Annotated in this window: 21 protein-coding genes; 5 read left to right on the top strand and 16 right to left on the bottom strand. The window is 65.8% G+C overall.

Translation table 11 applies throughout. The features are described 5' to 3' along the window. Positions 1–104 precede the first annotated feature (104 nt). Positions 105–1,463: a tetratricopeptide repeat protein gene (locus IT430_17495; protein MCC6909734.1), complete on the bottom strand. Its 1,359-nt coding sequence runs from the start codon at positions 1,461–1,463 to the stop codon at positions 105–107. Positions 1,464–1,722: 259 nt separating this feature from the next. Between IT430_17495 and IT430_17490 the strand changes: the two genes are divergently transcribed. The 3 genes from IT430_17490 (at position 1,723) to IT430_17480 (ending at position 6,013) form a co-directional block, all read left to right on the top strand. Beyond that, positions 1,723–3,726 (top strand): hypothetical protein, encoded by a 2,004-nt coding sequence (locus IT430_17490; protein MCC6909733.1) that lies wholly within the window; start codon positions 1,723–1,725, stop codon positions 3,724–3,726. A 131-nt stretch (positions 3,727–3,857) separates the two neighbouring features. Then, positions 3,858–4,856, top strand: coding sequence for an ABC transporter ATP-binding protein (locus IT430_17485; protein ID MCC6909732.1), 999 nt, complete (start codon positions 3,858–3,860; stop codon positions 4,854–4,856). Further along, entirely contained in the window at positions 4,853–6,013 is a 1,161-nt protein-coding gene (locus tag IT430_17480; protein MCC6909731.1) for an ABC transporter permease, read from the top strand. The genes IT430_17485 and IT430_17480 overlap by 4 nt, the downstream gene beginning before the upstream one ends. Before the next feature lie 15 nt (positions 6,014–6,028). Here IT430_17480 and IT430_17475 read toward each other — a convergent pair whose 3' ends face one another. The 3 genes from IT430_17475 to IT430_17465 are packed head-to-tail and all read right to left on the bottom strand — an operon-like array spanning position 6,029 to position 9,042. Continuing rightward, positions 6,029–6,985 carry a hypothetical protein gene (locus tag IT430_17475; protein MCC6909730.1) on the bottom strand — a complete coding sequence of 319 codons (957 nt, stop codon included), beginning with the start codon at positions 6,983–6,985 and terminating at the stop codon, positions 6,029–6,031. A gap of 48 nt (positions 6,986–7,033) precedes the next feature. Continuing rightward, complete coding sequence (locus tag IT430_17470; GenBank protein ID MCC6909729.1) at positions 7,034–7,978, bottom strand: hypothetical protein; 945 nt, start codon at positions 7,976–7,978, stop codon at positions 7,034–7,036. Then, positions 7,975–9,042, bottom strand: a complete 1,068-nt coding sequence (locus IT430_17465; GenBank protein MCC6909728.1) for a hypothetical protein — start codon at positions 9,040–9,042, stop codon at positions 7,975–7,977. The genes IT430_17470 and IT430_17465 overlap by 4 nt, the downstream gene beginning before the upstream one ends. Before the next feature lie 85 nt (positions 9,043–9,127). Between IT430_17465 and IT430_17460 the strand changes: the two genes are divergently transcribed. After that, a complete protein-coding gene (locus tag IT430_17460; protein MCC6909727.1) occupies positions 9,128–9,664 on the top strand; it encodes an asparaginase in 537 nt (178 codons plus the stop codon). Positions 9,665–9,676: 12 nt separating this feature from the next. Here the strand turns inward: IT430_17460 and IT430_17455 are convergent, their stop codons facing one another. Beyond that, positions 9,677–11,341, bottom strand: a complete 1,665-nt coding sequence (locus IT430_17455) for a cation:proton antiporter (GenBank protein MCC6909726.1) — start codon at positions 11,339–11,341, stop codon at positions 9,677–9,679. 125 nt (positions 11,342–11,466) lie between these two features. After that, the gene (locus IT430_17450; GenBank protein ID MCC6909725.1) at positions 11,467–12,027 is read right to left on the bottom strand and encodes an OsmC family protein; all 561 of its coding nucleotides are present in this window, start codon (positions 12,025–12,027) and stop codon (positions 11,467–11,469) included. Positions 12,028–12,269: 242 nt separating this feature from the next. Here IT430_17450 and IT430_17445 point away from each other — a divergent pair, with 242 nt between their 5' ends. Beyond that, positions 12,270–12,866 (top strand): TetR/AcrR family transcriptional regulator, encoded by a 597-nt coding sequence (locus IT430_17445; protein MCC6909724.1) that lies wholly within the window; start codon positions 12,270–12,272, stop codon positions 12,864–12,866. Positions 12,867–12,895: 29 nt separating this feature from the next. Here the strand turns inward: IT430_17445 and IT430_17440 are convergent, their stop codons facing one another. The 10 genes from IT430_17440 to IT430_17395 all read right to left on the bottom strand — a co-directional run. After that, a complete protein-coding gene (locus tag IT430_17440) occupies positions 12,896–13,297 on the bottom strand; it encodes a hypothetical protein (GenBank protein ID MCC6909723.1) in 402 nt (133 codons plus the stop codon). Between the two features lie 70 nt (positions 13,298–13,367). After that, entirely contained in the window at positions 13,368–13,577 is a 210-nt protein-coding gene (locus tag IT430_17435; GenBank protein ID MCC6909722.1) for a hypothetical protein, read from the bottom strand. 32 nt (positions 13,578–13,609) lie between these two features. Continuing rightward, complete coding sequence (locus tag IT430_17430) at positions 13,610–14,206, bottom strand: PH domain-containing protein (protein MCC6909721.1); 597 nt, start codon at positions 14,204–14,206, stop codon at positions 13,610–13,612. Between the two features lie 172 nt (positions 14,207–14,378). Next, positions 14,379–14,831, bottom strand: a complete 453-nt coding sequence (locus IT430_17425; GenBank protein MCC6909720.1) for a hypothetical protein — start codon at positions 14,829–14,831, stop codon at positions 14,379–14,381. An 18-nt stretch (positions 14,832–14,849) separates the two neighbouring features. After that, a complete protein-coding gene (locus tag IT430_17420; protein MCC6909719.1) occupies positions 14,850–16,097 on the bottom strand; it encodes an MgtC/SapB family protein in 1,248 nt (415 codons plus the stop codon). A gap of 225 nt (positions 16,098–16,322) precedes the next feature. Next, positions 16,323–19,097: a hypothetical protein gene (locus IT430_17415; protein ID MCC6909718.1), complete on the bottom strand. Its 2,775-nt coding sequence runs from the start codon at positions 19,095–19,097 to the stop codon at positions 16,323–16,325. Positions 19,098–19,323: 226 nt separating this feature from the next. Next, positions 19,324–21,609, bottom strand: coding sequence for a hypothetical protein (locus IT430_17410; protein ID MCC6909717.1), 2,286 nt, complete (start codon positions 21,607–21,609; stop codon positions 19,324–19,326). A 109-nt stretch (positions 21,610–21,718) separates the two neighbouring features. Beyond that, positions 21,719–24,373 carry a hypothetical protein gene (locus tag IT430_17405; GenBank protein MCC6909716.1) on the bottom strand — a complete coding sequence of 885 codons (2,655 nt, stop codon included), beginning with the start codon at positions 24,371–24,373 and terminating at the stop codon, positions 21,719–21,721. 116 nt (positions 24,374–24,489) lie between these two features. Further along, entirely contained in the window at positions 24,490–25,800 is a 1,311-nt protein-coding gene (locus IT430_17400) for a hypothetical protein (protein ID MCC6909715.1), read from the bottom strand. A gap of 77 nt (positions 25,801–25,877) precedes the next feature. After that, positions 25,878–26,151 (bottom strand): hypothetical protein (locus tag IT430_17395; GenBank protein MCC6909714.1); only part of this gene is annotated, 274 nt, incomplete at its 5' end.

The following is a 26,151-nucleotide window of genomic DNA, read 5'->3' as shown; positions in this document are numbered from 1 at the left end:
ATCGGTCGCGCCGCGGCGGAGCAGTTGTTCGCAGCGTTGGGGGACGACTGGACCTGGCGCTTGATTGAGGGTGCTTCACGGTGGTTGCATCTGACCTGCGCCGGTCAATTGTGGCTGGCGCCCAGGCCGAGCCGTCGCTCGATGAGGCGCCTGAGCCCGCGGCCGATGCCGTGCACGAGCCAGAGGGTCTGGAAGCGAACCGCCAGGCGGCGGATGGTCGGATCGTGCGGGGCGGCCTTCTGGGCCCGGCGCAGCATGACGCGGGCCCGACTCAACCGGCCCGAGCGGATGTAGGCCAGCAGCAGGTTGTGATTGGCGCGCTCGTGCGAGGCGTCGATGCGCAGCGCCTGGCGCGTGGCGTCGATCCCGCCCTCGTAGTCGCCTCTCTTAAGCAGGAGCACGCCGATGCGATGCCAGCCCTCGGCCGCGCCCGGCTCGCGATCGACCAGCAGGCGCAGCGCGACCAAGGCCTGGTCGTTGAGGCCGACTTTGTGCAGCAGGTCCGCCAGGCCGATCAGATCAGGCTCGTCGGCGGTGAGCGTCTCCATGACGGCGTTGAGATGGCGGCGGGCCAGATCGTGCCGGCCGGTGTGAAAGGCGACGATCGCCGTGTTGAGCGCGACGCCGGGGTACTCGGCGTTGAGCTTGGCGACGAGTTCGAACTCGAGCGCCGCGGCCTGGTAGTGCTGGGCCTTGAGGGCAATCTGGCCCAAGTGGAAATGCGCGTCGCTGTTGGCCGGCTCAAGTTCGAGGATGCGACGGAACTTCTCGGCGGCTTCGGCGAGACGATCCATCGCGAAGAGATGCTGGCCGAGATCGAGCAGCGTACCGATGTTGCCCGGATCCTCGCGCAGGTCGCGCAGATACAGGCGCAGGGCCTGCTCGGGCTGGCCGAGCGCGGCGTAGGCGGCGGCGAGGCGGGCGTGGACGCGCGGCATGCGCGGATCGAGTCGGGCCGCTTCCTTGAAGCACCAGATCGCCTTTTCAAACAGCCGGCGCTGGAGCAGACTTTCGCCCAGGTGCGCGCAGCACACCGGGCACTCGTCGCGAATCTGCCGGGCGAGGTAGTAGACCTGCTCGGCTTCGTCGTGCCGGTTGAGCATCGTCAGGGCGGCGATCTGCGGGCAGTAGGCCGATTCGTTCGAGGGTTCGAGCGCGACGGCCTTGCCCAGCGCCGCCAGCGCCTCGGTGGGCTGGTCGATGCGGCCGAGGTTCACGCCCAGGCTGACGAGGGCCTGGTGGTTGTGTGGATCGAGCGCGTGGGTGGCTTTGAAGGCTTCGATGGCCTCTTCGAGGCGGCCAGCGGCCTCAAGCGTGAGGCCGAGGTTGTAGGTCCAGTCCGGCTGATGGGGGTTGAGCGCCAGGGCCTTGCGCAGTTCGGCCTCGGCCTCTTCCCAGCGGCCCAGTTCGAAGAGTTCATGCGCCCGCTGAACGTGTTCTTCGCCGCTCTGCCATTCGCTCATGAAATTCAAACCTCGCCGGGCCGATTCAACGTAGAGGAAACTGACGGTAAATCAGGTCGGACCTTGAATCGAAGGAGACTCTCCGGAATTGCCCGGATTATACTCCGCCAAGCAATCGTCAGTTAAATCGACACGAAAGCCCTTGATCGTCGATCTTTGCTGATTACGCCACATCATGCGCTGCCGAACGCTTCAATCTCTTCTCCTTGCGTGCCTTGCGTCACTTCTGATGGGCTGGGCGCCGCCGGCCGGGGCTCAGTTGACCGAGTCTCAGCGGGCGGATCTCGAAATCTGGAAGTCCGTGCTGTCCACCTCGCCGGCCGACCTCAACGTGCAGCGGACCGCGGCCCGGCGACTTCTTGAGAGCGGCTGGGATGAGTCCATGCAGGTGATCAGCGAGCGACTAGGCGACTTCGACCGGCCCGAACTCGTCACCCTCATCTGCACGTCCATTCGCGACATGGACGTCCCGCCTGAACAGTTGTTCGACCCGTTGCTGAACGATCTCATCGCCGCGCCGCCTGAACTCCTGGCGGATCTGGCCGATGCGATCGGGTCGTATTCCACGGCCGTGCTGCCCCGGCTCATCGATCGGCTTCGCCGGCCGGAGGCGCCCGCGTCCGAGAAGATCAGCCTCATCGCGGCGCTGAGCCGCTTTACCGAGGTCGAGGTCGTCGATGAACTCATCAACTGCCTCGACGCCGGCGCCGATGCGCAGGTGCGCGCCGCGGCGCTCCAGGCGCTGGTTTCCGTCACTGGCGCCGATCACGGCGACTCGATGACGCGCTGGCAGTCGTGGTGGCGCAACAATCGCATCCAGGGCCGCGAGGGACTCATCCGCCGAAAACTGCGACGGCTCGAACGCGAGCGCAGCGATGCGCTGGTGCGCATCCAGGTCCTCCAGCGCGACGTCGCTTCGCTCACGAGCGACCTGCTCACCGCTTTGAATCGCAATTACACGCTCACCGACGCGGCGCAGCGCAATGCGCTGCTGCTGTCGCTGCTGCAGGATCCGCGCGTCCCTGTGCGCCGCCTCGGGCTCGATCTCGTCGAGCAGCGGGTGCTCAACGCGGAGAACCTGACGCCCGAGGTCATCGCGGCACTGGAGAAGATCATTGCGGATCCGGCGCCGGCGCTGCGGCCGCCGGCGATCCGGCGCCTGGCGCTGGTCGATGCCACCCGGGCGGCGAGTCTGGTCGGTCCCGCCCTGGCCCAGACGCAGGACCCCGAGATGGAAGCGGCGATCCTCGCCGTGCTCGCTCAAACGGCGTCGGCTGAGGCCGTGCCGGCGCTGGTCGAGCGCTTTCTGATGACGGCGCGGCCCAAGGGGAGCGCCTCGGCGGTGCTGACGGCCACCGTGGCGGGTCTCGTTGCTCCCGACAGCCTCGATCAGATCGCCGCGCGGCTCGCTGAAACAGACGCCGCGAACCTCAGCGCGGCCGAGTCGGAACTGCTCGCGTGGTGCGGCAACGAAGCGGCGCAGGCGATGCTGACTCAACTCTTCGAATCGCCCCAGACGCCGGCCGATCGCAAGGCCGCCGCGGCGCGGGGACTGGTTGCATCCGGGCTGCATCCGCAGATTCTCGTGGCCAACGCCGGCGATCCGATCGTCTATCCCTTCGCCCTGCGAGCGGCGGGCAAGCGCGGCGGGCTCGAGGGGCTGCGGCTGATTCTCGGCTGGAACGTGCTCGACCCGGCCAAGTTCAGTGAAGAAGTCACCCAGGCGCTGTCGGCACTTGCCCCGGCGGACTGGCTCGAAGCCGACAACCTGCTGGCCACGCACGAGTCCGTCAGCCTCCTGCAGCGGATCAACTCACTCACGCGCGTGCTCACGCTGCCCCAGCAGCCCAACAGCACCGGCGCAGGCGAGGCGACGCTGGCGCCGGCGCTGCGCCGGCAGGTGTGCCTGCGCCTGGCAGAACTGCAGTGGAACCGCGCGGATGCGGAGGCGATGTTGACCGCGGTGCAGGCGGCCCCGCCGGGCGACAACGAGGCCGATCGGCAGGCGCGGTGGCGCAACATCGCCCTCGTCGCGCTCGACCGGTTCGACGCCGCCGACGCGTCGCGCGGCTCTGACTGGGTCGATGCACTCGATCTCGTCCTGCGCCAGAAGACGGCCGACGTCGAGCGGGCCAACCGCATTGCCGAGGCGATCCGTAATGGCCGGGCGACGGGGCTCACCGAGGGAGACCGCAACCGTTTTGACGCGCTGCTCTCCAAGATCGCGCTGCTCACTCCCGTGCCGGAGACCGATGGCGGCTGAACGCACGGCACGGCCCGCGGTCGCCGGCGCGGAATGCAGGGCGGAATTGGGGGCGGGCGATTCCCAATGAGCCGCCGGCGGTTTGATCGAGCCGCAGGGGTTCGCAATCATCTTCCGTGGCCGAATCAGACATGACCTCCACCGCAGCCGCGCCAACTTCGAACAACGGCTGGTGCATTGACCTGCATCACGTGTCCAAGACGTACCGAGGCAGGATCCGCGCCCTCGACGGGATCACGATGCAGGTCGCCCCGGGCGAGGTGTTCGGCCTGCTGGGCCCCAACGGCGCGGGCAAGAGCACGCTCGTGAAGATCATGATGACCGTGATCCGCCCCAGCCGGGCCGAGGGCCGCGTGCTCGGTGAGCCCGTCGGCCACAAGCCCACGCTGCGGCGCGTCGGCTATCTGCCTGAGCACCACCGCTTCCCAGGCTATCTCACGGGCGAGCAGGTGCTGCACTTTTACGGCGCGCTCTCGGGCGTGGGGCGCGCCGATCGAAAGCGACGAGCCGCGGCGCTGCTCGAGCGCGTGGGCATGAGCAAGTGGCGCGACATGAAGATTGCCAGTTACTCCAAGGGCATGATGCAGCGCGTCGGCCTGGCGCAGGCGCTGATGAACGACCCGGCCCTGGTCGTGCTCGATGAGCCGACCGACGGCGTCGATCCCGAAGGACGCAAGGAGATTCGCGACCTGCTGGCGCAACTGCGCGCCGAGGGCCGCACCGTCTTTCTCAACTCGCACCTGCTGAGCGAAGTGGAGATGGTCTGCAATCGCGTGGCGATCCTGCTCCAGGGCAAGGTCGTGGTGCAGGGCACCATTGATGAACTGACGCGCGACTCGCGGCGCTTTGAGATCGAGTACGCCGGCCCGGAGGTTGGGTGGATCAGCGAGATCAACGGAGCGTCGAGCCGCGTTTCGGCGGATGGATCGCGGCGGATCATCGCCCTGCCCGGCCGCGAAGCGCGTGAGGCCCAGCCCGTCATCGACCGCCTGCGCGCCGATCAGTTTGTCATCCACCGCTGCCAGTTGTGCGTCGAGTCGCTCGAAGATCTGTTCATCCGCTCGGTGCGCGACCCGAAGACGGGGCGGTCCCACCTGCCGGGCGCTGTGCGCGGGGAGGATGAGTCATGACGGCGGTGCTGGCCATCCTCGTCGATTCGTACCGCGAACTGATCGCCAAAAAGCTGTTTTGGTTCGTGCTGGCGATTTCGCTGCTCATCGTGCTCTCGTTCGGCTCGATCGGCTTTAACGACAAGGGCGTGAGCATCGGCTATGGGTTGTACACGATCGAAAACGAAGTGCTCAAGGCGGAAAGCCCGCTCATCGGCCCGTTCATGGACTTTGCTTTTGCCAGCGTGATCGTGTCCATGTGGCTCGCCTGGGGCGCGATCATTCTCGCACTGATATCCACGGCGGAGATCTTTCCGAACTTCCTCGCCGGCGGGGCGATCGATCTCATTTTGTCCAAGCCGGTGCGGCGGACGACGGTGTTTTTCTCCAAGTACCTCGGCAGTCTGCTGTTCGTGCTGCTGCAGGTGGCGATCTTTTGCGTGGGCGTGCTGCTGGTCATGCGCTGGCGCGTGGGCGAGTGGCGCTGGCCGATTCTGCTGGCCGTGCCAATCCTCGTGCTCGTGTTCAGCTACCTCTATTCGCTCATGGTGCTCTTCAACGTGGTGACGCGCTCGACGCTGCCATCGCTCGTGCTCACGCTCCTGGCGTGGCTGGCGCTGTTCACGCTGCACACGACCGATGGCATTCTGCTCACGCAGTTCCGGATCCGCGCGGAGGTGGATCGAGACGCCTACGCGCGGCGGATCGAGTGGTACGAGCAGCGTCTGAATGAGGCGGCCGAGCAGGGCGATAACGACGCAGTGAACCGCTATCGCACGCGCCTGGCGGCAGACGAAGCGGCCCTGGCCGAGGCGCAGCACCGCGTGGAGAAGTGGATGCCGATTTCGCAGGCGGCGAATCTCGCGACGCTGCTGCTGCCCAAGACATCGTCGACGACCAACATCGTGCAGCGGCAGTTGCAGTCGAGCAGCGGCATGACGACGTCGTCGCTCATGTCGGCGCTCAACGGCGACCAGCCTGATGTGCCTGAGCAGCCCGAGTCTTATGAGGACGATTCGCAGCGCGACATGTACCGCCGGCGCGATCAGGAGATCATGCGCCGCGCCGAGGAATATGAGAACAGCCGGCCGTGGTGGAAGATCATCGGCACATCGCTGATCTTTGAAGGCCTGGTGCTGGCGGTGGCGTGCTTCATCTTCGTGCGCCGGGACAATTGAGGCGGCATCGAGGCATCAGAACCAGGTCCAGCCGAGCACCTCGGCTCCGATGAAGCCGATGAGGTACGAGGCAATCAGCACCACAGTCATGAGCAGCACGGCGGTGAGTCCGGCGTCGGGCAACCGCAAATAATTCCGGCATGCAAACCACCACCACATGTACGCCCACACCATGACGAGGAACCAGATCGGTTTCACCGTCATGAAGATGACGGTGGCGATCCCGCCATCCCTGAATGAGAAGAACTCCCACTGGCTGGGCATGAGCGCATCGGGCAGATCATCCGACCTGAGCGCCACGTAACCGAGTTGAACGATGGCCAGCAGCAGGGCGATGCTCGCGGCGGCGATGAGCCAGTACAGCCAGATGCGAACCAGGTGCACTCGGCGGACTCTGATGCGCTGAAGCGACGTGGGTATGGCCCGGAATGCAAGCAGCGGCAGTGTGAACGCGGGGGCGAGGCAGAGCGCGAAGAACTGCAATTCGAATCGCAACCAGAGAAACACATCCTGACTGATATTCCTTGGAGGCGTCCATCTCGCACCCCAGCGGTTTCTGATCAGGCCCTCGGCATACCAGATTCGCCCGGTGCGCACGACGATCGTGACGAGCACCAGCCCGACAAGCAGCCAGATGAGCGGCGCCAGACGGATCGGCTGCATGAGACTGACTTCGCGGGAGATGCGCCGGCCGCCGACTGGCGTGATCATCGTGAACAGGGCGCTGCGGACCGGTCGGCGGCGCCACTGGTGCTCGAAGAGCCAGCTGTGCAGCGGCCGCGTGAAGAGGTCGGTCCAATCGAATTCGAGACCGCACTCGGTGCACCGGCCGCCGAGAGGGCACATATCGCGCCACGACTGCACGGCGCCGCGCAGGTCGTAGCCGCAGCGCGGGCACTCGACGGGGCGCTCCGCGCCCGGGGAGGGTGCGGGCTCATGTGGCCGAGCGGTTGGAGTGATTGCCGTTGACATTGATCGCTCGAATCGTGTCAGCCATCGTACCAGGATGCCATCTGCACGCTACAGCAGTGACTGCATCACGATCACCGCGTGCTGCACGAGATAGGAGGCGAGCGCGACGATGACCATGAGCAGCGTAGCCGTGAGCGTGGCGTCGGGCAGGCGCAGGTAATCGCGGCACGCCGCCCGCCACCAGACCCACGCCCAGCCGATGGCGAGCAGCCAGAGCGGCAATACCGTCTGAGCGAAGACGACGATGTTCGCGTCGGAATAGGCCGTATTGGCGGGAAAGCGCCAGGCGCCCGGGCGCAGAAGAAGCGGCGCATCGGCGCCAAAGGCGTGCCAGATCGCCTGCACCATTGAGAGCAGCAGCACCATGGTTGCAGCGCCGATCATCCAGTAGCAGCCGAGGCGCGCGAGGTGGATGTAGCGCACCTTGATGCGCTGCAGCGACGCGGGGATGAAAAAGAACGCCAGCGGCGGAAGCAGAACTACCGCCGCGAGGTAGATCGCGAAGAAATCGAATTCATCGCGCAAAAGCCATCGAAGCCCTGCATTCAGACGACTGCCACCCGATCGCCAGCTCCAGGGGGCGCGAAAGAAGGCATGCACCGCGTAAGCCAATGTGCCCGCACGCAGCGCAACCACGATCAGCCAGAGGATTATCGCCAGCAGCAGGAGCGGCCGGAGCCTGATGACGTGCATGATGGTCGCTTCGCGCGCGATGCGCGACCCGCGCGGGCACGCGACCATCGTCCTGAGCAGGCTGCGAACCCACTGGCGTCTCCACTGATGTTCAAAGAGCCACTCGTGCACCTGCTCGCGCAGCACCCAGCCCCAGCGGAACTCCAGCCCGCATTCGGTGCACCGGCCTTCAAGCGGGCACGCCTCGCGCCACGACTGCACCGCGCCGCGCAGGTCGTAGCCGCAGCGCGGGCACTGCACTTCGTCGCCTGTTCGCGACGCGGTGTCGTCTGCTGCAATGGCGGCGGAGGTCTGGTTCACAACTTTTCGATCCACCATCCGTGGGCGCCGAGCGTTTCAGCAATGAAGACGAATCCGCCGAGTGTAATCAGGCCGCTGAGCAGCGTCAGAAGCGCCGCCACCATCCGGCTGTCGGGGAGCCTGAGATAGCAGCGGCAGGCGGCGGCCCACCACCAGTACGCGAAGGGCGCAAAGAAGAACGGCAGCGTGGGAAGCATGCCTGCCGTCAGTGGCACAAGCCAGACGTTCCACCAGCCGTACGCCTCACGGCCTGTCGCCCAGATCGAAGCCGCATTGATGATGAGCGCTGCCATCTCGACCGCGGCGAGCGCCACGAGCGGCAGCATCATCCACACAATTCCGTATGCTCCGATGCGGCGGATGTGCTCGGGACGCACCCGGATGCGCCGCAGAGAGATGGGGATCAGCACAAAGCACAGCGCCGTCAGTAATGGCCAGGCCAGTCCGAACCACCACAACACAACCTGAGGCACGACGACGAGCCACGGAACATCCGATGAGTAATAGGTGGCGGTGTCATCAGGGCTCAGCACCCAGAATGAACAGTCCAGCGCAGCCACCATTATGTCTGTTGCGGTTGCGGGGCGGGATGCCCACCACGGACGCCACGAGCCCGTCAAGCGCGTCTGCGCCAGCAGGAAAGTGCTGGCGCCGATCCACCGGAAAATCAGCGGCAGCGCCAGCATGAGCAGTGCGAGAGACACGGTCGGTCGGAAGTGCACAGGGTCCGTGAGATCGACGGCAGACCAGAATCGCTTTGGCCCGCAGATGGCTGCCAGGGTGCGCAGCAGGCTGCTGATCGGCCGGCGGCGCCAGTGGTATTCGATCAGCCAGGGGTGGGTCGCATTCGAGTGCACCCGGGACCATTCGAACTCCAGGCCGCACTCCGCGCAGACGCCCTGCAGAGGGCACGCCTCGCGCCAAGACTGCACCGCGCCGCGCAGGTCGTAGCCGCAGCGCGGGCACTCGATCGGCCGCTCTTGCTCAGGCGGCGGAGAGGTCAGGGCCGGCCGCACGGGTTGAGGCAGAGTCGCTGGCATCGCGCCCTCGGGTGATGCGGGCATCATACCAGATCCTGCGATGATGTGCGGCCATCCGCCGGCAAATCCGCGCTGACGCGGCCCTTGCGACGCCGGCATAAACTGATGCATGATCCGACCCGCCGCTCCCCGCCGCATCGCCATCCTCTCGACCGGCGGGACCATCGAAAAGACCTACAACGCGTCGGACGGCACGCTCGCCAACCAGCGCTCCGTCCTCGAGATCATGCTCGCTTCGCTTGTGCTGCACGGCGTGACCATCGACCGCTATCCCGTGATGAACAAAGATTCGCTCGAGATGAGCGACGCCGATCACGAGCGCATCGCCCAGGCGGCTCGCGAGCAGTCGGCAACGCACGACGGCATCATCATCACGCACGGCACCGACCGTCTGCAATTCACGGGTGAGCGTCTCGTCGAGCGGCTCGGCCAGCGGCCGCGCGTGCCGATCATCCTCACCGGCGCGATGCGGCCGTACGAACTGCGCAACACCGACGCGATGCAGAACCTTACCGAGGCTCTGCTGGCCGTGCAACTCGTCGAGCCGGGCGTCTATGTGGCGATGCACAACCGCGTGCTGCGCTTCCCGGGCGTGGTGAAAGACCCGCAGCGTCTGACGTTTCACCATGCGGGCGAGGGGGAGTAGTCGCCGGGCCGATCATCGCGCTGGCTGATCCGCGCGGGGTGGTTCGGCGGTGGTGAGCCGGTCCACTGCTTCCGCCGCCGCGTCGTAGAAGGGCAGCAGGACGAGATCGGCGCCCGCGCGTTCGAGCACGTGTGCGTCGTCATGTGAATGGGCTGTCAGCGCGATGAGTCCGGCGAAGCCGTGCGCGCGGATGGTCTTGAGCACGGCCAGGTTCGCCTGGAGACCGGGCAGGGCCGCCACGACCCACTGGGCGCTGCGCAGCGGGAGTGATGAGGTGATCTCCGGATCTTCGGCGTCGCCGTATTCCGCCCACAGCCCCTGCGCGTTCCATGCGTGAATGATGTGCGGATCGAAATCGACGCCCAGAACGCGCCGGCCCCGCTCGCGCAAGCGCCGGGCGATGTTGCGGCCGTATCGCCCGAGGCCCAGGATGATGATGTCGGGCTGGTCGGGCACAGCCGCGTCTTCGGCCATCTCGCGCGTGGGCTTCTTTAGTTCGAAGCGATGCATGAGCGGTGCGAGGCGCGCCGAGATCTGATGCGAGTGGAGAATGACATAGGTGGACAGGCCGAAGGTGACCAGCCCGACGAGGGTGATGAGGGCGACGTCTGAATCGCCAAGGTGGCCCAGCGACTGCCCGAGCGCTGCGAGAATGAGGGAGAACTCGCTGATCTGCGTGCCGGTGAGGCCGGTGAGCAGGGCGGTGCGCTGCCGGTAGCCGGCGAGGAAGAGAACGAGCATGAGCACGAGCGGCTTGATGAGCAGAACGAAAGCGACCAGCGCCAGCGCGGCGCCCCACTGTGGCGCTTTCATGTTGAGATCGAGCCCCGCGCCGAGGCTGATGAAAAAGAACAGCAGCAGAAAATCGCGCAGGCTCACCAGCCGGCCCGAGATCGCTTCGCGGTAGGGCGTGGAGGCAAGCGACACCCCCGCGAGAAACGCGCCGACCTCGCGGCTCATGCCCAGCGCATCAGCGGCGGTGGCCAGCGCCAGGGCCCAGGCCACCGCGGAAAGCACCAGCAGCTCGGGTGAGCGCGCCAGGTAGTGCGCCAGGCGCGGAAGGATGAAGCGGGCCAGCGCGGCGATCGCCAGCAGAAACGCCCCGCCCTTGGCGATCACGAGCAGCGCTTCGAGCCACGGCCGCTCGACCTGCTCGCCGACGCCGGCGCTCAGCGCCGTCAGGGCGATCATCGCCAGCACGACGATGAGGTCCTGCACGATCAGGATGCCCACCGCCAGCCGGCCGTGCAGGGCGTCAATCTCCCGCTTGTCGCTGAGCAGCTTGACGATGATGATGGTGGAGGAGAACGTGAGCGCGACGGCGGTGTAGAGCGAAGAGATCCGCCCCATCCCCAGCGCCGCGCACAGAAAAAACGCCAGCACTGCGGTGATGAGCACCTGGGCGGCGCCCATCGAGAGCGCGACCAGCCCCATGCGCCGGATCACGCCGACATCCAGCCGCAGGCCGACGAGAAACAGCAGGATGGCAATGCCCATCTTGGCCAGCAGGTCGATCTCCTGCTCGGCGGTGACGAGATTCAGGCTCGCGGGACCGGCGATCACGCCCACGGCGATGAACGAGACGATCAGCGGCTGGCGCAGCAGCCGGCCGAGCGCGCCGACGCCGGCGGCAATGAGCATGATGACGGCAAACTCGTTGAAGATGTTCTGGAACATCGCTGTGCTCGAACCCGCGGATGATAGTGGGGGCGGCGGCGGGGCAGGCGCCATCAAAAAGCCCCTGTTCATCGAACAGGGGCTTGCAGGGAGGAGACGGTCAGCCTGGCGCGGGTCCGCGCGCGTCAATCTTCGATGATGAGATTGGCGCGGAGTGGAATGCCGTTGGCGAGGTTGAAGTAATTGGGGCTGGTGGCGATCATCGCCTCGTGCGCCTTGCGGAACTGCTCCGGCGTGCCGTTGCCCTTGACGCGGATCGTGTAGCGGATCTCGCCGTAACCGGGCTTGACGCTCGTGTCGATGCCGAGAAAGCCGCGCAGGTCGAGCTGACCTTCGGACTCGAAGCTGAGCGATTCGAGTTCGACGCCCTGCAGCGAGCACACGGCGACGAAGGTGTTGAGCATGCAGGCGTTCATCGCGCCGAGCAGGTACTCCTGCGGGTTGGCGTACTGGTCCTGCCCGCAGAGTTCGCGCGGCTCGTCGATGTCGATGGTGAACGAGTGCTTGAGGCTCTTTCCGCCCAGGCCCCAGCCGGTGACGCGGGTCTGGCTGTGCATGCCGTGCTTCCACTGGGTGGCGACGCGGAAGTCCGCCAGGCCCTGGCGATGGTCCTGCTTGATGGTGCGGACGAGTTGCTTGATGCCGTCGGTGTCGATGCCGTTGAGATGAGCAGTTGCGGTGGTCATGGTGCCGATCCTTTCAGAACTGGGTTGAATGATTCAGAGGTCCATGGGGTCAACGATTGCACGTGCGTCAATGCGACTCGCAGCATCCATGGCTGCGCTCGTCATTGATTGGCCAAATGTACGATGCGATTGAGCGTTGACAATGGACTGCCGGTGCAGCAATCGTGGACTGCAGGTCAAGTCGAACTTGACTCCCGGTCAAGTTGCGGCTGCGGGAGGCATAAACTGAGGCTCAATCGCCGATGCCGGGCGATTGGCAGGAGTTCATCGTGGCGACGACGACCAAGGAAAAACTCGTTCAGACGGCACACGATCTCTTCTACACCGAAGGATTTCACACCGTCGGTCTCGATCGGATCCTCGACACCGTCGGCGTGACCAAGACCACGTTCTACAACCACTTTTCGAGCAAGGATGATCTCATCGTCGAGACGCTCCGCTGGCACGATGAGTGGTGGCAGAACACGTTTCGCAAGATGCTGCGGCGCCTCGGCGGCGACCTGCCGCGCGGCCAGTTGCTCGCCGTGCCCGACGCGCTGGCGGAGTTGTTCGCCGGCGACTCCTACAACGGCTGCATGTTCGTCAACGTGGCGGTGCAGTTCCCGCTGCCGCACGATCCGGCCCACAAACTGGCGGTGGAGCACAAGGACGCGATGGAAGACATCCTGCGCGAGATCGCCGGCTACGCGGGCGCTTCGGATCCGGCGGCGCTGGCCGAGGAGATCGGCCTGGTGATGGAAGGCGCCTACGTCACCCGGCAGGTCACGCGACGGGACGCCACGATCGAAGCCATGCGCCGCGTCGTCACACTCATCGTGGACAAGCACCTGGGGGCGTGAGCCGAGCACCGCCGATCCCCGGAGCGCCCCTACTTCTCATACGCCTCGAGCCAGTGCTCGGGGAGAAGGTCGGCCAGACGCACGATGCGCTCGCCGCGCAGCAGCACCTGCGTGTCGGCGTTGCGGGCATCGACCTGCAGCATGAGTTCGCGGCAGCGGCCGCACGGGGGCAGCAGGCCGCGCTTGCCGACGGCCACGATCGCCATGATCCGCGTCTCGCGGTGCTTGAGCATCTCGGCGACGGCGGCGTGCTCGGCGCAGAAGCCGATGCCGCAGGCGAGGTCGAGACACACGCCGGTGTAGACGTTGCCCGCCTCGGTGCGCAGCGCGCTGGCGACGGCTGCGGCGCTGAAGTCGTCTTCAAGGCCGAACTTGCCCTGCAGGGCCGTTGCGGCGTCAACGAGGGCGCGAAAGTCGGGTCTGAGCGTCATCGAGGGGGCACTCCGATTCAAGATTATCGGCCAGCGAACCCGCGGCGATAAGCCGGAATCTGCAAACGACTCAGACCTTAGCGTACATCTTGTAGAGCATCAGCAGCACGAACATGACGACCAGCGCGACGCCCAGCCGCAGGTAGGGCAGGGGGATGGCCATGCACAGGATGACGACGACGAAGGTGGCGCAGCCCCAGACGATGGCCGAGAGATTTTCCGAGTCGGCGACCTTGCCGATGACTCCACAGAGGAGAAATGCGAGGATGAGTTCGAGCATGATTCTCCTTCCGGCCGGTCAGCAGTGCCGTCTCACGCACTCGACGATGCAGTAATCCGGTGAAGGTCGCGCACCGAATGTTCAACGGACTTGACGTCCGGAATGGCGAGGAAACCAATATAGCGGCGCGTGCGATCGCCATCAGAGTCGTAATCGATCTCAGTTCTGAAGATGAGATCGCCCGAGCCGTCACGTCGCTGCCTGCGCCGGATCTGCCCCAGCTGATCCGGTGGGAAGGACTGTACGTCCAGCGAGAGCAGCCCGGTGATGATGATCGCGCGCCGGTCCGTGAGAACGTAGACGGTGCGTCGGGCCTTGCGCCGCAGGACCAGCGGCGAACAGAACATGCCGCAGCCGATGAGCACGAACGGAATGCCAAACAAGGGAAAGAGATCCGCGCCGCTGCTAAATGTCGGCATCTTGAATCCAGCCGCGCCGAACATCCAGAACACGGCGAAGGCCGTCCATGGGATGGCAAATAGCACCGCCGGCCACGACCGACGGATGTAGAGTCCCGGGATCGGCTGCGCCTGCCAGAGCACTTGCTCGCCGTCTGAGAGTTCCGCTGACACCGCGTGCTGCAGGTGCATCGGAATGAAGGTGTCGGATGGGCCACGAAAGCTCGCCATGCACAACTCCCGGGAAGAAACGCGGTCGGCCGGCCTGCGATTGTCGTGCGCAATTGGAGCGAGGTCAACCGGGCAGGAGCGAGTTGTGTTTCATTACATACTTCTCTTCCGTCGGCGGGCCGCCGTTGGGTGAGGATGGTGACCCCGCCCAGGGTCGACGAATCTGATTCGTTCACGAGGCGCCTCTGCGGCGGACGGTGCCGCCCACGACGAGCGCTGCGGAGATGATGAGCAGATTCTTGATGATGTACTGCCCCTCCATGGTCGGGGCGTAGGGGTACCGGCCGCTCTGGAAGGTGATTTCGGACAGCATGACCAGCGGCATCAACGTGCCGACCATCTGCAGCGCCAGCAGGGCGATGGCCAGTCGCAGCGTGGAGCGGAAGAGGAAGGTGATGCCGATGGCCACTTCCCACCAGCCGATGACGCCGAGCCACTGCCGCGGCGACAGCACCGGCAGCCAGTCCACGGTCTTGAGCACGAGCGGCTCGGCGGGCGAGAGGCCGAAGGGCTTGAGAACGCCGAACCAGATGAAGATGACCGCCAGCGACCAGCGCAGCAGGCGCACGCCCCAGCGCTGCATGAACGAAGCAATGCGCGAGTCGATCTGGTTGAGCGTGATCATGGCCGCGTGATCCTCAGCTTAATGGGGCCAGAGCCAGAGCAGGGCCGCGCCTGCGGCGGCGCTGGCAGCAAACATGACGCCGATGCGCCGCATCATCGGCCGCCCGCCGAGCAGCGCCACCGCGACGAACTTGAACAGCAGGTTCGCCATCGCTCCCACCAGAATCAGCCGCCAGCCCGTTTCCGTTTCCAGCGAGCCGTTGTTCATGAGTTGCGCGCTCGACAGGGTGATTGCATCCATGTCAGTGAGCCCCGACAGGCCGGCGACGACGTACAGGGCCGCGTCGCCGAAGTGGTCGCGCACGGCGGACACGCCCAGCAGCACCGCGGCGTAGAGCAGGCCGAAGATCACTGCCGCGGCGAGGTCCTTGGGCGGCTGTTCATCCGAGGGCGCATTCAGGTTCGAGCGCATCGACACGAACGCCAGTATGCAGATCAGAAGCATGAATCCCATCATGATCGCCAGCGGCGGCGCGACGCGGCTCAACAGGCCCGGCGCCACGATGGCCACCTCGAACAGCACGCGGCCGAAGACCACCGTCGAAGCGATCATCACGATGATCGAAGCCGCCGCCGACTCGCTGGCAGTGGCATGCGCCCGTCGTGCGGAGCTGACGGTCGTGGCGGTGCTGGAGATGAGTCCGCCGAGGATGCCGGTCAGCAGCGTGCCGGCCTTCGCGCCGATCAGCCGCCGGGCAACGTAGGCCGCCGTGCTGATGCCCACGATGAGCACGACCATGAGCCAGATGCGAAAAGGATTGAGCACGTCGTAAGGGCCGTAGGCCTTGTCGGGCATCAGGGGGAGAATGATCATGCCGATGAGAATGAGCCGCGCGACCGCTCGCAGGTCGTCGGCGCCGAGACGGTCCACGAAATGGTGCAGCGGGTCCTTGGAGTGCAGCAGCAGCGCGACGGCTCCGGCGGTGACCACGCCGAGCACCACGTGCTCCATCAGCAGCAGCGCGCCGATGAGAAACATCACGATGCCCGCGATCTCCGTCGTCACGCCGGGTCCGGCCGCGGCTGGGCCTGACTGGCGCATCCGGTTGCCGACGGCGAACATCCAGGTGATGGCCAGCAGCCCCGCCGCGAGCGTCCAGGGGGATTCCGTTTCGCGGGCCATGAGGCCGCACAGCCCCCCGGCCAGGGCGATGAGCGCAAAGGTGCGGATGCCGGCAATCGCCTTGTCGGCCCACTCGCGCTGCATCCCGACCAGCAGCCCCAGGCCCAGTGCAATGGCCAGATCGCGCATCACTTCCGCTTCCACGCGATTCACCCTTCAGTTGCGGCGGCTCGCGCCGGAGACTGCGGCGGCGCAGCGCACGCCGCGCTTTGCTCAAGGGTAGGTCGCGCGGCGCGCCGCGCTGCATCGGGCGTGATCCCGGGAATAGCGCGGTCGAAATTCAATCGCGCGCCGGACAGAAAAGACCACCGGCCGGGAGAGGGCTCCCGGCCGGTGGCGTGGTCAGCGAAACTCAGTCGTCGCCTTCGATCAGTCGTTGCCGTCCGTGGGGACGTCGGCGATCTGGACGACGTTCTGCTCCTTGTCACCGGTCTTGACCGTCTCGCGACTGGCCTGGACGGGCGTGGTGGAGGGATCGGGCACCTGGAAGTTCATCTGGAAGTTCTTCGTCGAGTTGCGAAGTTCCGCCAGACGCTGATCCCAGTTCTTCATTGCAGCCATCTGCAGTTCCTGCTGCTGGGCACGCAGGGCCGCGAGGCGCTGCTGCGATTCGGCCCGGGTCGCTTCCGCCTGCGCGAGCGTCTGCTCGAGGTTCTTCTGGCGGAAGGTCTCGGTGCGGTAGAGGTCGGCCGCATCCTTGACGCGTTCGGCATCGACCTGCACGAGGCGGGCGCCGAACTGGGCTCGCACGGCCTCTTCCTGCGCCAGGGCGGTCTTGCGGCCGGCCTCGACGTTGGCCATCACGATGTCGCGCTCGGCGCGGAGGTGAGCGTACTCAGCCTCGTTCAGGGCGCTGGCCTGCTCGCTCTGCGCCCGGGCCGTGGCCACGAGACGCTCGACGTCGGCCTCACCCTTGACGCGGCTGGCGTAGACGAGGTTGCGGTTGCGATCGAGTTCAGCCTCGGCCAAAGACTGCTCGAGCGCGTTCTTGGCGCGAATGCGGGCGATCTCCACCTCCGCGCGCTTGCCCACGACGTCGGCCCGGACGAGCGCTTCGTCGTAGTTCGCCTGAGCGACGATCGTCTGCGATTCGATCGAGCGATCGAGCTTGGCCAGTTCAGCCGTCAGCGTGCGCTGGGCGGCGTCAATCTGGGCGTCGAACTGTGACGCGAGCGCGGCCTGGCTCTGACCGACGCTGTCGGCCTCGGCCATGAGCCGGCTGTACTCGGCGTTGCCGCGGCGCTTGAGCGCGTCGAGCTGGGCCTGCAGCGCGGTGGCCTCGGTCTGGCCGTTGCGAGCGGTCATGTCGGACTCGGCCTTGAGCTGGTTGCTCTGGGCGACGGCCACGTCATAGGTCGCCTTGGCCTGGGCGCGAAGATCGGTCGCCAGGGCGAGCGCTTCCTTGCGGAAGGCGCCGGCTTCGACGATCGAACGATCGTGCTCGGTCTTGCCGAACGCGAGTTCGGCGTTGGCCGTGGCGATCGTCTCGACGAGCTTGGCCTTGGCCTGCGACTCGAGAGCCGAGGCGATGGCGTTCTGCTCGGCGGCGATGGCCAGCTGCTGGCTCTTGGCCGCGTCGAGGTTGGTCTTGGTCTGCGCGAACGAGGCCTCGAGCGCCAGCGTGTGCGCATCAGCCGTGGCGCGGTCCTTCATCACTTGGGCGAGCGAAGCGCGGAAGGCGGCGACGTACTCGGGCTCGACGCGCGGCGTCACGGGAGTGACGGTCGGCGACTCGGGCACCTTGTGCAGATCGTCGGCCTGGGGCGCGGCGGGATCGGTCTTGCCGGGCACCTCGACGCTGTTCTGCTTCTGCTGGTTCGCCAGCTCATCGATGATCTGGGCCCGCAGGCGGGTCGCCTCTTCGTTGGCCGCGGCGATGATTTCCTTCATCTGCTCTTCGGCGAGTTCCTGCTGGTGAGCCGCGGTCTCGCGCATGGCGTTGGCGCGTGCTTCGGCTTCAGCCTTGACGAACTCGCTGCGAGCGACGGACTCGGCGCGATTGGCGCGGATGCGGATCTTCTCGATCTCGGCGCGGGCGTCTTTGGCCCACGACTCGAGTTCTTCCATGCCGCGCTGGCAGTCGGCGTTGGCGCGCTCGGTGATGACCTGCGCGTCGCCCCGGAGCCGAGAGATCTGCGCTTCGGCGCGGGCGAAGTTCGAGTTGGCCTCGACGAGCGAGCGTTCGTGATTGAACTGCGCCTGCGCCCATTCCGACTCGGCGGCGCTCACCTTGACGTCGTACTCTTCCTGCGAAGCCTGCGCGGTGAGGGCGTCGGCGCGGGCGTTGATCTCGGCCGAGTGAGCCGTGGCTTCCTGGAGCATCGAGGCGGCCTTGCTGGCCAGACGCTTGGACTCGGCGTCGCTCTGCTGGAGCACGGTGTCGATGCGGATCTGCAGTTCATCGGCCTGCGCCGCGGTCTGATCGCTGACGGCCTTGGCCTCGACGCGCATGGCGTTGACGGTCGCCTCGGCGCGCTGGCGAGTCGCCTTGGCGGTCTCGCGCATGTCGGCGATGGCGGCCTTGGCTTCGGTGTCGGTGGTCTCGCGCATGTTCTGGAGCTTTTCGATGCGCGCCGTCGCCTGGGCGTACTCGGCCTTGGCGCGAGAGATCACTTCATCCTGCACCGTCTGACGCTCCTTGATGAGCGCGTTGACGTGCGCCTCGTCGCGGGCAGCGTTGGACTCGATTTCACGCTGCTTGGCGGCCATGTCGGCGAAGATGCGGTTCTGCTCCGCCTCGTACTGCTGTTGCAGCTTCTCCGCCTCGGCCATGGCGATCTGCTCGCGCGTGGCGGCTTCCTGCTGGCGGGCCTGAAGGCGGGCGGTGCCCTCGCGCTGCACCGCTTGCTGCTGAAGCGCCGTGGCGTCGGCGTCGGCGAGCGTGCGCTCGACCCGGGCCATGCCGATCTTCGCTTCGCTCACGTAGTTCTCGGGCAGCTGGTACTGCTTGGACGCGCTGCTGATGTACGAGCGCGTCTCGGTCACCCGGCCGTTGGGCGTGTTGACGTTGATGATCGGTTTGCGGCTGGCCGTTTCCGTCGTCGTGCATCCCGAGGGCATCGTGATGCCCACGACCGCCACCAGGGCCGCCGTCACCAGCGTCTTGCCGGCCACCTTCAGTTGATTCGTCCGTTGATTCGACATCGCTGACCTCCCGTTATCGAGACATTCCACATGGAATCCATCCATCCAGCCCAGCCGATGCCGGGCGCGCTTGATCCATGTCGGACGTTGGGCAGCGCGTGTTGAGCGAGACCGCTCATAACTCGAATGAGCGGTGCGTTAAAGTTGCGGGTGTGATAAGCCGCGGCGAGGAAGCTCCTCCCTCACCGCGGCCAGCCGGTGCGTGCCCCCCCCGCACGATGCGGCATCAGAGCGGTTCGACGTTGGTCGTCGTGCAGGTTGAGGCGTCAAGGCCCTGCACGAACCTGCCGCACGCCCCCGGCGGCACGTTCAAATTGATCAGGAATCCGCCGCCGGCGTCTGCGCGGATGACACGGTAGAGCTGCGCCGTCGAGTTCAGCCCCAGGGTGGTTCCAGCGCACGGGTTGCCGTTCGGAATGCGGACCGATCCCGTGCCGGTGGCGTGCAGCAGGGCGACGTTGCCGCCGGGCGTTGCGCCGGTGACGCCGATCTGCATCGGGCCCGGGCACGAACCCGTCAGACTCAATTGCGGGGCGGAAACGGGATCGACGATCAGGCCAAACATCCCCATGCTCAGCGCGCTAACCCAGTACGTGCCATCGGCATCGAAAGTGGATTGAGTGATCTGCCAGTGCGGCTGAGGTGACTGCCCGTAGCGATGCACTTCCCAGTTCGCCGGGTCGGAAATGTCGCCGCGCACGATGGCGATCCCCGATGCGTTGGCATCGTCGGCCGCGGCGATGCCCATGACGCCGTCGCTGCGGATGTCGATGCTCGACACCGAACGGGCCGGCAGCGGCAGCGTTTCAGACCGGTAGAGCGTGAAGTTCACTCCGTCGAAGCGCACGATTCCCTGCGGAGTGGCGAACCAGAGCACGTCATCGGGGCCGATGGCCATGTCGTTAATGCCGCCGAGGTCGAAGAAGTAGTCTCGATACGGCAGCGTGATCTGCGCCCACACCGAGCCGTTCCACTTGTGAATGTCGAACCACGCGGCGATCCAGACGTTGCCGCGCGAGTCCGCCTGCATGCCCGGAAGGCCCAGCACGGCGTAGGCCTGCACGGGTTCGCGCACCCACATGCTGCCGCTGAAGCGGTAGATCGCGCCGTATTCCTCAGCCGAGAAGAGTGTCCCGTTCATGTCCTGGGCGAAGAACTGCCACTGGCTGACCCCCATACCGGGGTTGTTCTGCCAGTTCCAGAAGCCCGTGAACTGACCGGTCTCAGGAATCCATCGGGCGATGCCGTTACCGCCCATCCAGCCGACGCCATTGCGATCCATATGGAACGCGCCCATCGGCTCGTTCCCGGCAAACGGATACGGCTCTGAGCCGGCGTTGTGCGCGCCCCAGTTGCGCCAGTGCTGCCCGTCGAAGCGCGACAGGCCCGCTTCACCCGTCGCGAGCCAGAGATTGCCCTGCGGATCGAGGTTGAATCGATCGACCCAGAAGTCCGGCATTCCGGTGTTGTAGGAGTTGTAATCGCGCACCCATGAGCCGTCGTTGCGGAAGTGTCCCACGGCGCCGATCGTCTGTACCCAGAGGCCGGTGCTGGCCGGATCGGGTTCGAGATTGAAGATGATGTTCAGGCCGCTGAGGAAGGACTGCCAGTTTCCGCCGGAGTTGCTGGTGCGGATGACCTGCCCGGCCCAGTTGCCGACGTAGAACCACCCGTCGTCATCGACGCCAAAGCAGGTAATGGTGGTGTTGACGAACGGGGTGTTGGCGGCGCTGTACTCGGTGAAGTTCTGGCCGTCATACTTGTAGAAGGAGTATCCGAGCCCGCCGGAGAGCAGCCAGATATTGCCGTTGAGGTCTTCCGCGAATCGCTTGAAGCTGGTGAGATTCGACCCAAGCAACCGCCAACTCTGGCCGTCGTACATCGCGGCTCCCGTCAGCGTGGCGTTACCGACCCAGACCCGGTCGCGACTGTCCACGAAGACGGATGAGAGCGATCTCCATGGATCGGGCCAGGGCAGTTCGGTCGGCACCGCGAACTTGCGCCAGGTGTTGTTCACGGGATCGAACTCGAAGAGTGCGGCGTTCTGATTCTGGACGTTGCTGTTGTTGAGCCAGACGTGACCGCGGCTGTCGAGGGCGATGCTGCGCACATCATTGTGCAGCAGGGGTGAGTTGGACGTGTTGTAGACGGTCCACGACTCACCCTGTTTGCGCACGAGGCCCCCCTCCGAAGCCATCCACACCGCGCCGTTCGCGGCGAATTCGATGTCGCGGATGTATTCGCCGGGGACGGGAGTGTCGACGTTTGAATACGTGGTCCACACTTCAGTCGGCTGGTCCAGCACGCCGACGCCGCCTTCTCCCCAGAACGGCCAGCGCGCGCCGACCCAGAGCGCGTGATCAGGCGCGAGGCGGATGCACTGCATTTCCTCGCCGGGAATGCCGCTGTTGCTGGGACGGAGGACTCTCCACTCGGGATTCTGCGCCTGAACCGGCGCGGCGAGACCGAACACGAAACCAAGCACGATTGAAGCGCAGGCGGTGCGATTCATGTTGCACTTACTTTCCGGGCTTCTGCCCACCGCGGTATCCGCTCCGGGACAGGATTTTTCTTCCATCAGCACATCAGTGGATCAGGTATCTCGCCCTGTATTGGCTTGCTCACAACCGAGCCACATTGCTCGTGGCGCAACTGGCCGCATCCAGCGCCTGAACGTAGCGGCCGCAGGCCTGCGCCGGGACCTGCAGATCGAGTGAAAGCGAACCGTTCCCATCGGCGCGCACCACGCGGTAGAGCTGGGCCGTCGAGTTCAACCCCAGAGTGGTTCCAGCGCACGGGTTACCGTTCGGAATGCGAACCGATCCCGTGCCGGTGGCGTGCAGCAGGGCGACGTTGCCGCCGGGCGTCGCGCCGGTGACGCCGATCTGCATCGAGCCCGGGCAGGTTCCGCCCATGGTGAGCACGGGTCCGCCGCCGGCTCCGCCGAGGATGCGATATCCGAAGCGCTGAATCTCGGGCCGCTCTTCCCCGTGCAGCATACTGAAGGCGATGATCGCCGGGCTAGCGGCGCTGGCGACGTCGGGCAGCGTTTCCGGCAACGGACCCTCCGTCACCTGCACGCCGCTGGGATCAAGCACCGTGCCATCTGCGTCCACGCGCGCCATGATGATGTCGCCGCGCAACTGATCCACCTGGCCGACCTGGTGACGGAAGTCGGTCCAGGCGACGACGAAGTTCGATCCGTCGAACGCGGCAGCGGGCGTCATCTGCGGGTGCGCGGCGCCGCTGATGGTGAATTCGCCGCCGAGGAACGATCCGCCAGGCGCGATGAACCGGCCCTTGATGTCATCCTGATGGATGGTCGTGTCGTCCTGCCAGACGACGAGCGCCCGGTCGCCGGCGGGTGCAATGTCCGGCTCCATGCCCGTGGCTCCGATACTGAGCGAGCCGGAAGTGGAACCGTCGGCGTGCACGATCACGCCCTGGATATACGATGCGCTCGAATCGTGCGAGCCGTATTGCGCCCACGCCAGGAAGCCGTCGGCCGCGAATGCTTCGCCGGTCATTTCGCTCGAAAAGCCGCCGGCAACGAATACCGGCAGGGGATCGAGCACATCGCCTGCCGCGCTGACACGAACGAATTCGGCGTAGCGCACCGGCTCGTGGAAGTTGATGGTGTGGAAGATGCCGACGACAAACGTGTCGCCTGCCGCCGCGACGGCGCCGGCGGCGTAACCCTCGCCCCCGGGCGCCCCGGGGGTGATCCGCAGCGGCACGGGGTCGAGCACCACATTGTCGGGTGAGACGCGCACGCCGACCACGCCGCCGTCGCGCGCCCGCCAGACGACCAGCCAGGTGCTGCCGTTCCACTCCACGCTGGGTGTGAAGAGCGGATTGGGGCCCTCTTCATTGATTTCGACAATGACGTTGGGCTCCGCATCGATCGGGTCGCCATCCGGCGACATCCGCTGCGACAGGATGCGCGTCGAGCCGGATGTCTCGCTGACGTACACGGCGAGGATCGACTCATCACCTTCTGACAGGCGGGTGTACGACTGCCGCGGCAGGCCGATGGAGATGTCCTGCGCCGGATCGGCGTTTCCGCCGGCGTCGATGCGCGCAGCGCGCACGTCGGAGTGATTCATCGGGAGATTGCGCCGGATGAAGGCGACTGCGGCATCGCCGTTTCCCGCTCCGGCAACGCCCGTGGGCGCTTCGAAGTTGTCGAGCCCCTGCGGTGCGGTTTCGACGAGGCGCGGCTGCGGGTCGAGCAGCGCGCCGCTGTTGGAAATGCGCTGCGCTTTGACGTCGTAGTACACCTGGCCGGAGAAGGTGCGCATCGAGGCGATCCAGTGCGTCCCCGTCCAGGCGCTGCCGATCCAGCTCGCGGTCTCGCTCCCGCCCAGCGCGATGCCGCTCGGATCGAGGTTTGCGCCGTTGGGTTCGATGCGATGCGCGCGGTCGCCGATGGCCAGGAAGCGCGATCCGTTGCTCGCCAGGGCGACGTGCTGGTACGGCGTGGCTGGACCGACGCTCGTCAGACTCGTCAGTGGATTGAGGTTCGGGTCAAATGTCCGGACATAGAACTGGTTCTGGCTGTAACTGTTCGCCGCGAGCAGATACACGCCGCCGGCAAAATCGACGACCGGATACTGCAGACTGCTGGACTGTTGGATGTTGCGCGGCTGGGCGTCGATGACCGTGCCGTCCGGCGCCACGCGCCTGGCGCGCACCGTCCGCTGGCCACCGACCCACTGGTCGCAAACCACGAGCCAGTTCTGGCCGTCGCTGGCGACCGCGGGGTCGTAGGCGCCCTGGTTGTCTTCCATGCCGAAGAGGAAGATCGGCTCGGCATCGAGCGCCTCACCCGTCGGCGACACGCGCACCGCGAGCACTTGGTCGTCGAAGTACCAGTCGGGGTCTTCGCTTTCGAAGGCCACGAGCCAGTTCTGCCCGTTCCACGCCAGGCGCGGGTCGCGCTGGTTGCGGCCCACGTTGGCGACGATGACCGGCGGCCCGATCGGTGCGCCCGTTTCATCGAGAAGTTGGCCGTAGATGTCCTCCATGTTGCCCGCGTTCGGGTCGCCCGGCGCGTTGGTCTGACCGCTGATGACGGTTCGATTGTCCGACCAGACGGCAAGAAACCCGGGCCCGCCCGCGGCGATCGCCAGCTGGCGCACCGGTCCGATCGACGGGGCGACCGCGTCATCGCCGGGCATGAACCGCAATGGGCCGAGGTCCTGCGCGCGGAGAGCGCCCGTTGCGAAGGCAATCAGGACAAGTGCCGCGGTTTCGCGGATCAATGGGAGCCTCATGACTCGACTCGCGCGCGTCGTTCGGATCATCACCATTCCCTCCTGAAGTGCAGATCGCATTTTCTGCGAGAATCTCCGAGCACGGCTGAACAAATTGCTCAAGGGCGACGACACTGTCAGCGCACGATGTCGCTGATGACTCCTGTCGTGCGATTCATTTCGGCCCCCTGGAACCACACGGTGCGGCCGGTGGCGGCGGGCGGGACGTGGACGCTCTTTTGCAGCACGCCCTGCGCGTCGGCCCGGCCGGAGGTCAGCAGCGTCGGCTGGGCGAGATCGAGCGTGACGTTGAGTTGCGGCACAAACGTCGAGCCGAGCCCGCGCAGGCTGTAGACGATGTACTGGTTGACACTGGGCGTGGCGTTGACGATCGTGAACGTGGCGTCGGAGCCGCCGATGAGGTTGGTTACGGTGAGGGAGTAGAGATCGATGGGGCTGAGCAGCACGGCGCCGCGCTCGTTGGTCGAGAGATTGAGCGCGTAGGCGATGATCTGCCGGGATTCGTTGATGTCATTGGCGCCGAACCATTCGACGAGCCATGGTCCCTGTGACGGGTCGATAAGTTCGCCGATGCTGAAAGACCCTTCACCCTGCAGGTAAACGCCCGAGGACGTGAAGTAGTAGTAGAAGAGCGTGTCGCCGCGATCGTTGATGGCGGTGGCGCTGGTCGTCGTGGCGCATCCTCCGAGGAAGTCCCAGCCCGCGCTCTGGCGGTAGCGAACGGGGAACGTGCTGCACCCGGAGTAACCGGCGACGTAGCCTGCAAAATCGTCGTTGTTGTTGAGGGCCGCACTGACGAAGCCCTGCCAGTTGCCGGGCGGAAGAGGGAAGGTCTGGACGTTCATGGTGTTCAGATCGAGCAGTTGCGGGCCGGACACGACGTGGCGGCGGTCGTTCACGTCGGTGGCGGCGCCGATGTGCGGCAGTCGCATCGGACCGGTGTCCGTGAACAGAACGGGGTGAGTCAGGCTCCATCCAAAGAAGCCCGAGCCGCCAACGACATCGCCCTGCGTGTTGATGGCATAGGCGCTGCTGTACGAATCACCCTCAAGCACTCCGAGCAGCTCCACTTCGTAGGAGTTGCCAACGGGTCTCCAAAGCGCGGCGAGCGGCTGAGTGATCACGTACTGGTTGGGACACACGGCGCCGACGACCACGCCCTGGTCATTGATGTCGTGGGCGCGCGAGGTCTCCATGCCCGGTGGCAGGGGCAGAAGTTCGAAGGGGAGGCCGTTGTGTGAAACTGCAGCGCGCAGCCGCGTGCCATCTACGTCCAGGTTGCCGACAACGGAGCCGGATTCATTGATCGCGGTGGCCGTGTACCTCGCGCCGAGGAACTGCACTTCGTAGGATGGCGGCGCGGCCGAGGCGATCGAACCCCACGCAGCGAGACCGAGAAGCCACTGGGCTGTGAAAAGGCGTTGCACGACATTCTCCTTCAGAGAGTTCATCATGTAGTTTGCGTCCATGCGAGCGAGGGTCCACTCCAGCACCCGTCATGCATTCAGCGCACGACCTCGCTAATCACTCCAGTCGTTCGATTCGCCTCGGCCCCCTGGAACCACACGGTGCGGCCGGCAGCGGCGGGCGGGACGTGGACGCTCTTTTGCAGCATGCCCTGCGCGTCGGCCCGGCCGGATGTGAGCAGCGCCGGCTGGGCGAGATCGAGCGTGACGTTGAGTTGCGGCACAAACGTCGAGCCGAGCCCGCGCAGGCTGTAGACGATGTACTGGTTGACACTGGGCGTGGCGTTGATGATCGTGAACGCGGCGTCGGAG

It is taken from the genome of Phycisphaerales bacterium (assembly GCA_020852515.1).
Classification (GTDB): Bacteria; Planctomycetota; Phycisphaerae; order Phycisphaerales; family UBA5793; genus UBA5793.
This window is presented reverse-complemented; position numbering and strand designations above follow the sequence as displayed.

Coding starts and splice junctions, on each gene's coding strand:
- IT430_17495 (MCC6909734.1), bottom strand. CDS start 1,463: ATGAGCGAATGGCAGAGCGGCGAAGAACACGTTCAGCGGGCGCATGAA.
- IT430_17485 (MCC6909732.1), top strand. CDS start 3,858: ATGACCTCCACCGCAGCCGCGCCAACTTCGAACAACGGCTGGTGCATT.
- IT430_17480 (MCC6909731.1), top strand. CDS start 4,853: ATGACGGCGGTGCTGGCCATCCTCGTCGATTCGTACCGCGAACTGATC.
- IT430_17475 (MCC6909730.1), bottom strand. CDS start 6,985: ATGTCAACGGCAATCACTCCAACCGCTCGGCCACATGAGCCCGCACCC.
- IT430_17465 (MCC6909728.1), bottom strand. CDS start 9,042: ATGCCCGCATCACCCGAGGGCGCGATGCCAGCGACTCTGCCTCAACCC.
- IT430_17460 (MCC6909727.1), top strand. CDS start 9,128: ATGATCCGACCCGCCGCTCCCCGCCGCATCGCCATCCTCTCGACCGGC.
- IT430_17455 (MCC6909726.1), bottom strand. CDS start 11,341: ATGTTCCAGAACATCTTCAACGAGTTTGCCGTCATCATGCTCATTGCC.
- IT430_17450 (MCC6909725.1), bottom strand. CDS start 12,027: ATGACCACCGCAACTGCTCATCTCAACGGCATCGACACCGACGGCATC.
- IT430_17445 (MCC6909724.1), top strand. CDS start 12,270: ATGCCGGGCGATTGGCAGGAGTTCATCGTGGCGACGACGACCAAGGAA.
- IT430_17440 (MCC6909723.1), bottom strand. CDS start 13,297: ATGACGCTCAGACCCGACTTTCGCGCCCTCGTTGACGCCGCAACGGCC.
- IT430_17435 (MCC6909722.1), bottom strand. CDS start 13,577: ATGCTCGAACTCATCCTCGCATTTCTCCTCTGTGGAGTCATCGGCAAG.
- IT430_17430 (MCC6909721.1), bottom strand. CDS start 14,206: ATGGCGAGCTTTCGTGGCCCATCCGACACCTTCATTCCGATGCACCTG.
- IT430_17425 (MCC6909720.1), bottom strand. CDS start 14,831: ATGATCACGCTCAACCAGATCGACTCGCGCATTGCTTCGTTCATGCAG.
- IT430_17415 (MCC6909718.1), bottom strand. CDS start 19,097: ATGTCGAATCAACGGACGAATCAACTGAAGGTGGCCGGCAAGACGCTG.
- IT430_17410 (MCC6909717.1), bottom strand. CDS start 21,609: ATGAATCGCACCGCCTGCGCTTCAATCGTGCTTGGTTTCGTGTTCGGT.
- IT430_17405 (MCC6909716.1), bottom strand. CDS start 24,373: ATGAGGCTCCCATTGATCCGCGAAACCGCGGCACTTGTCCTGATTGCC.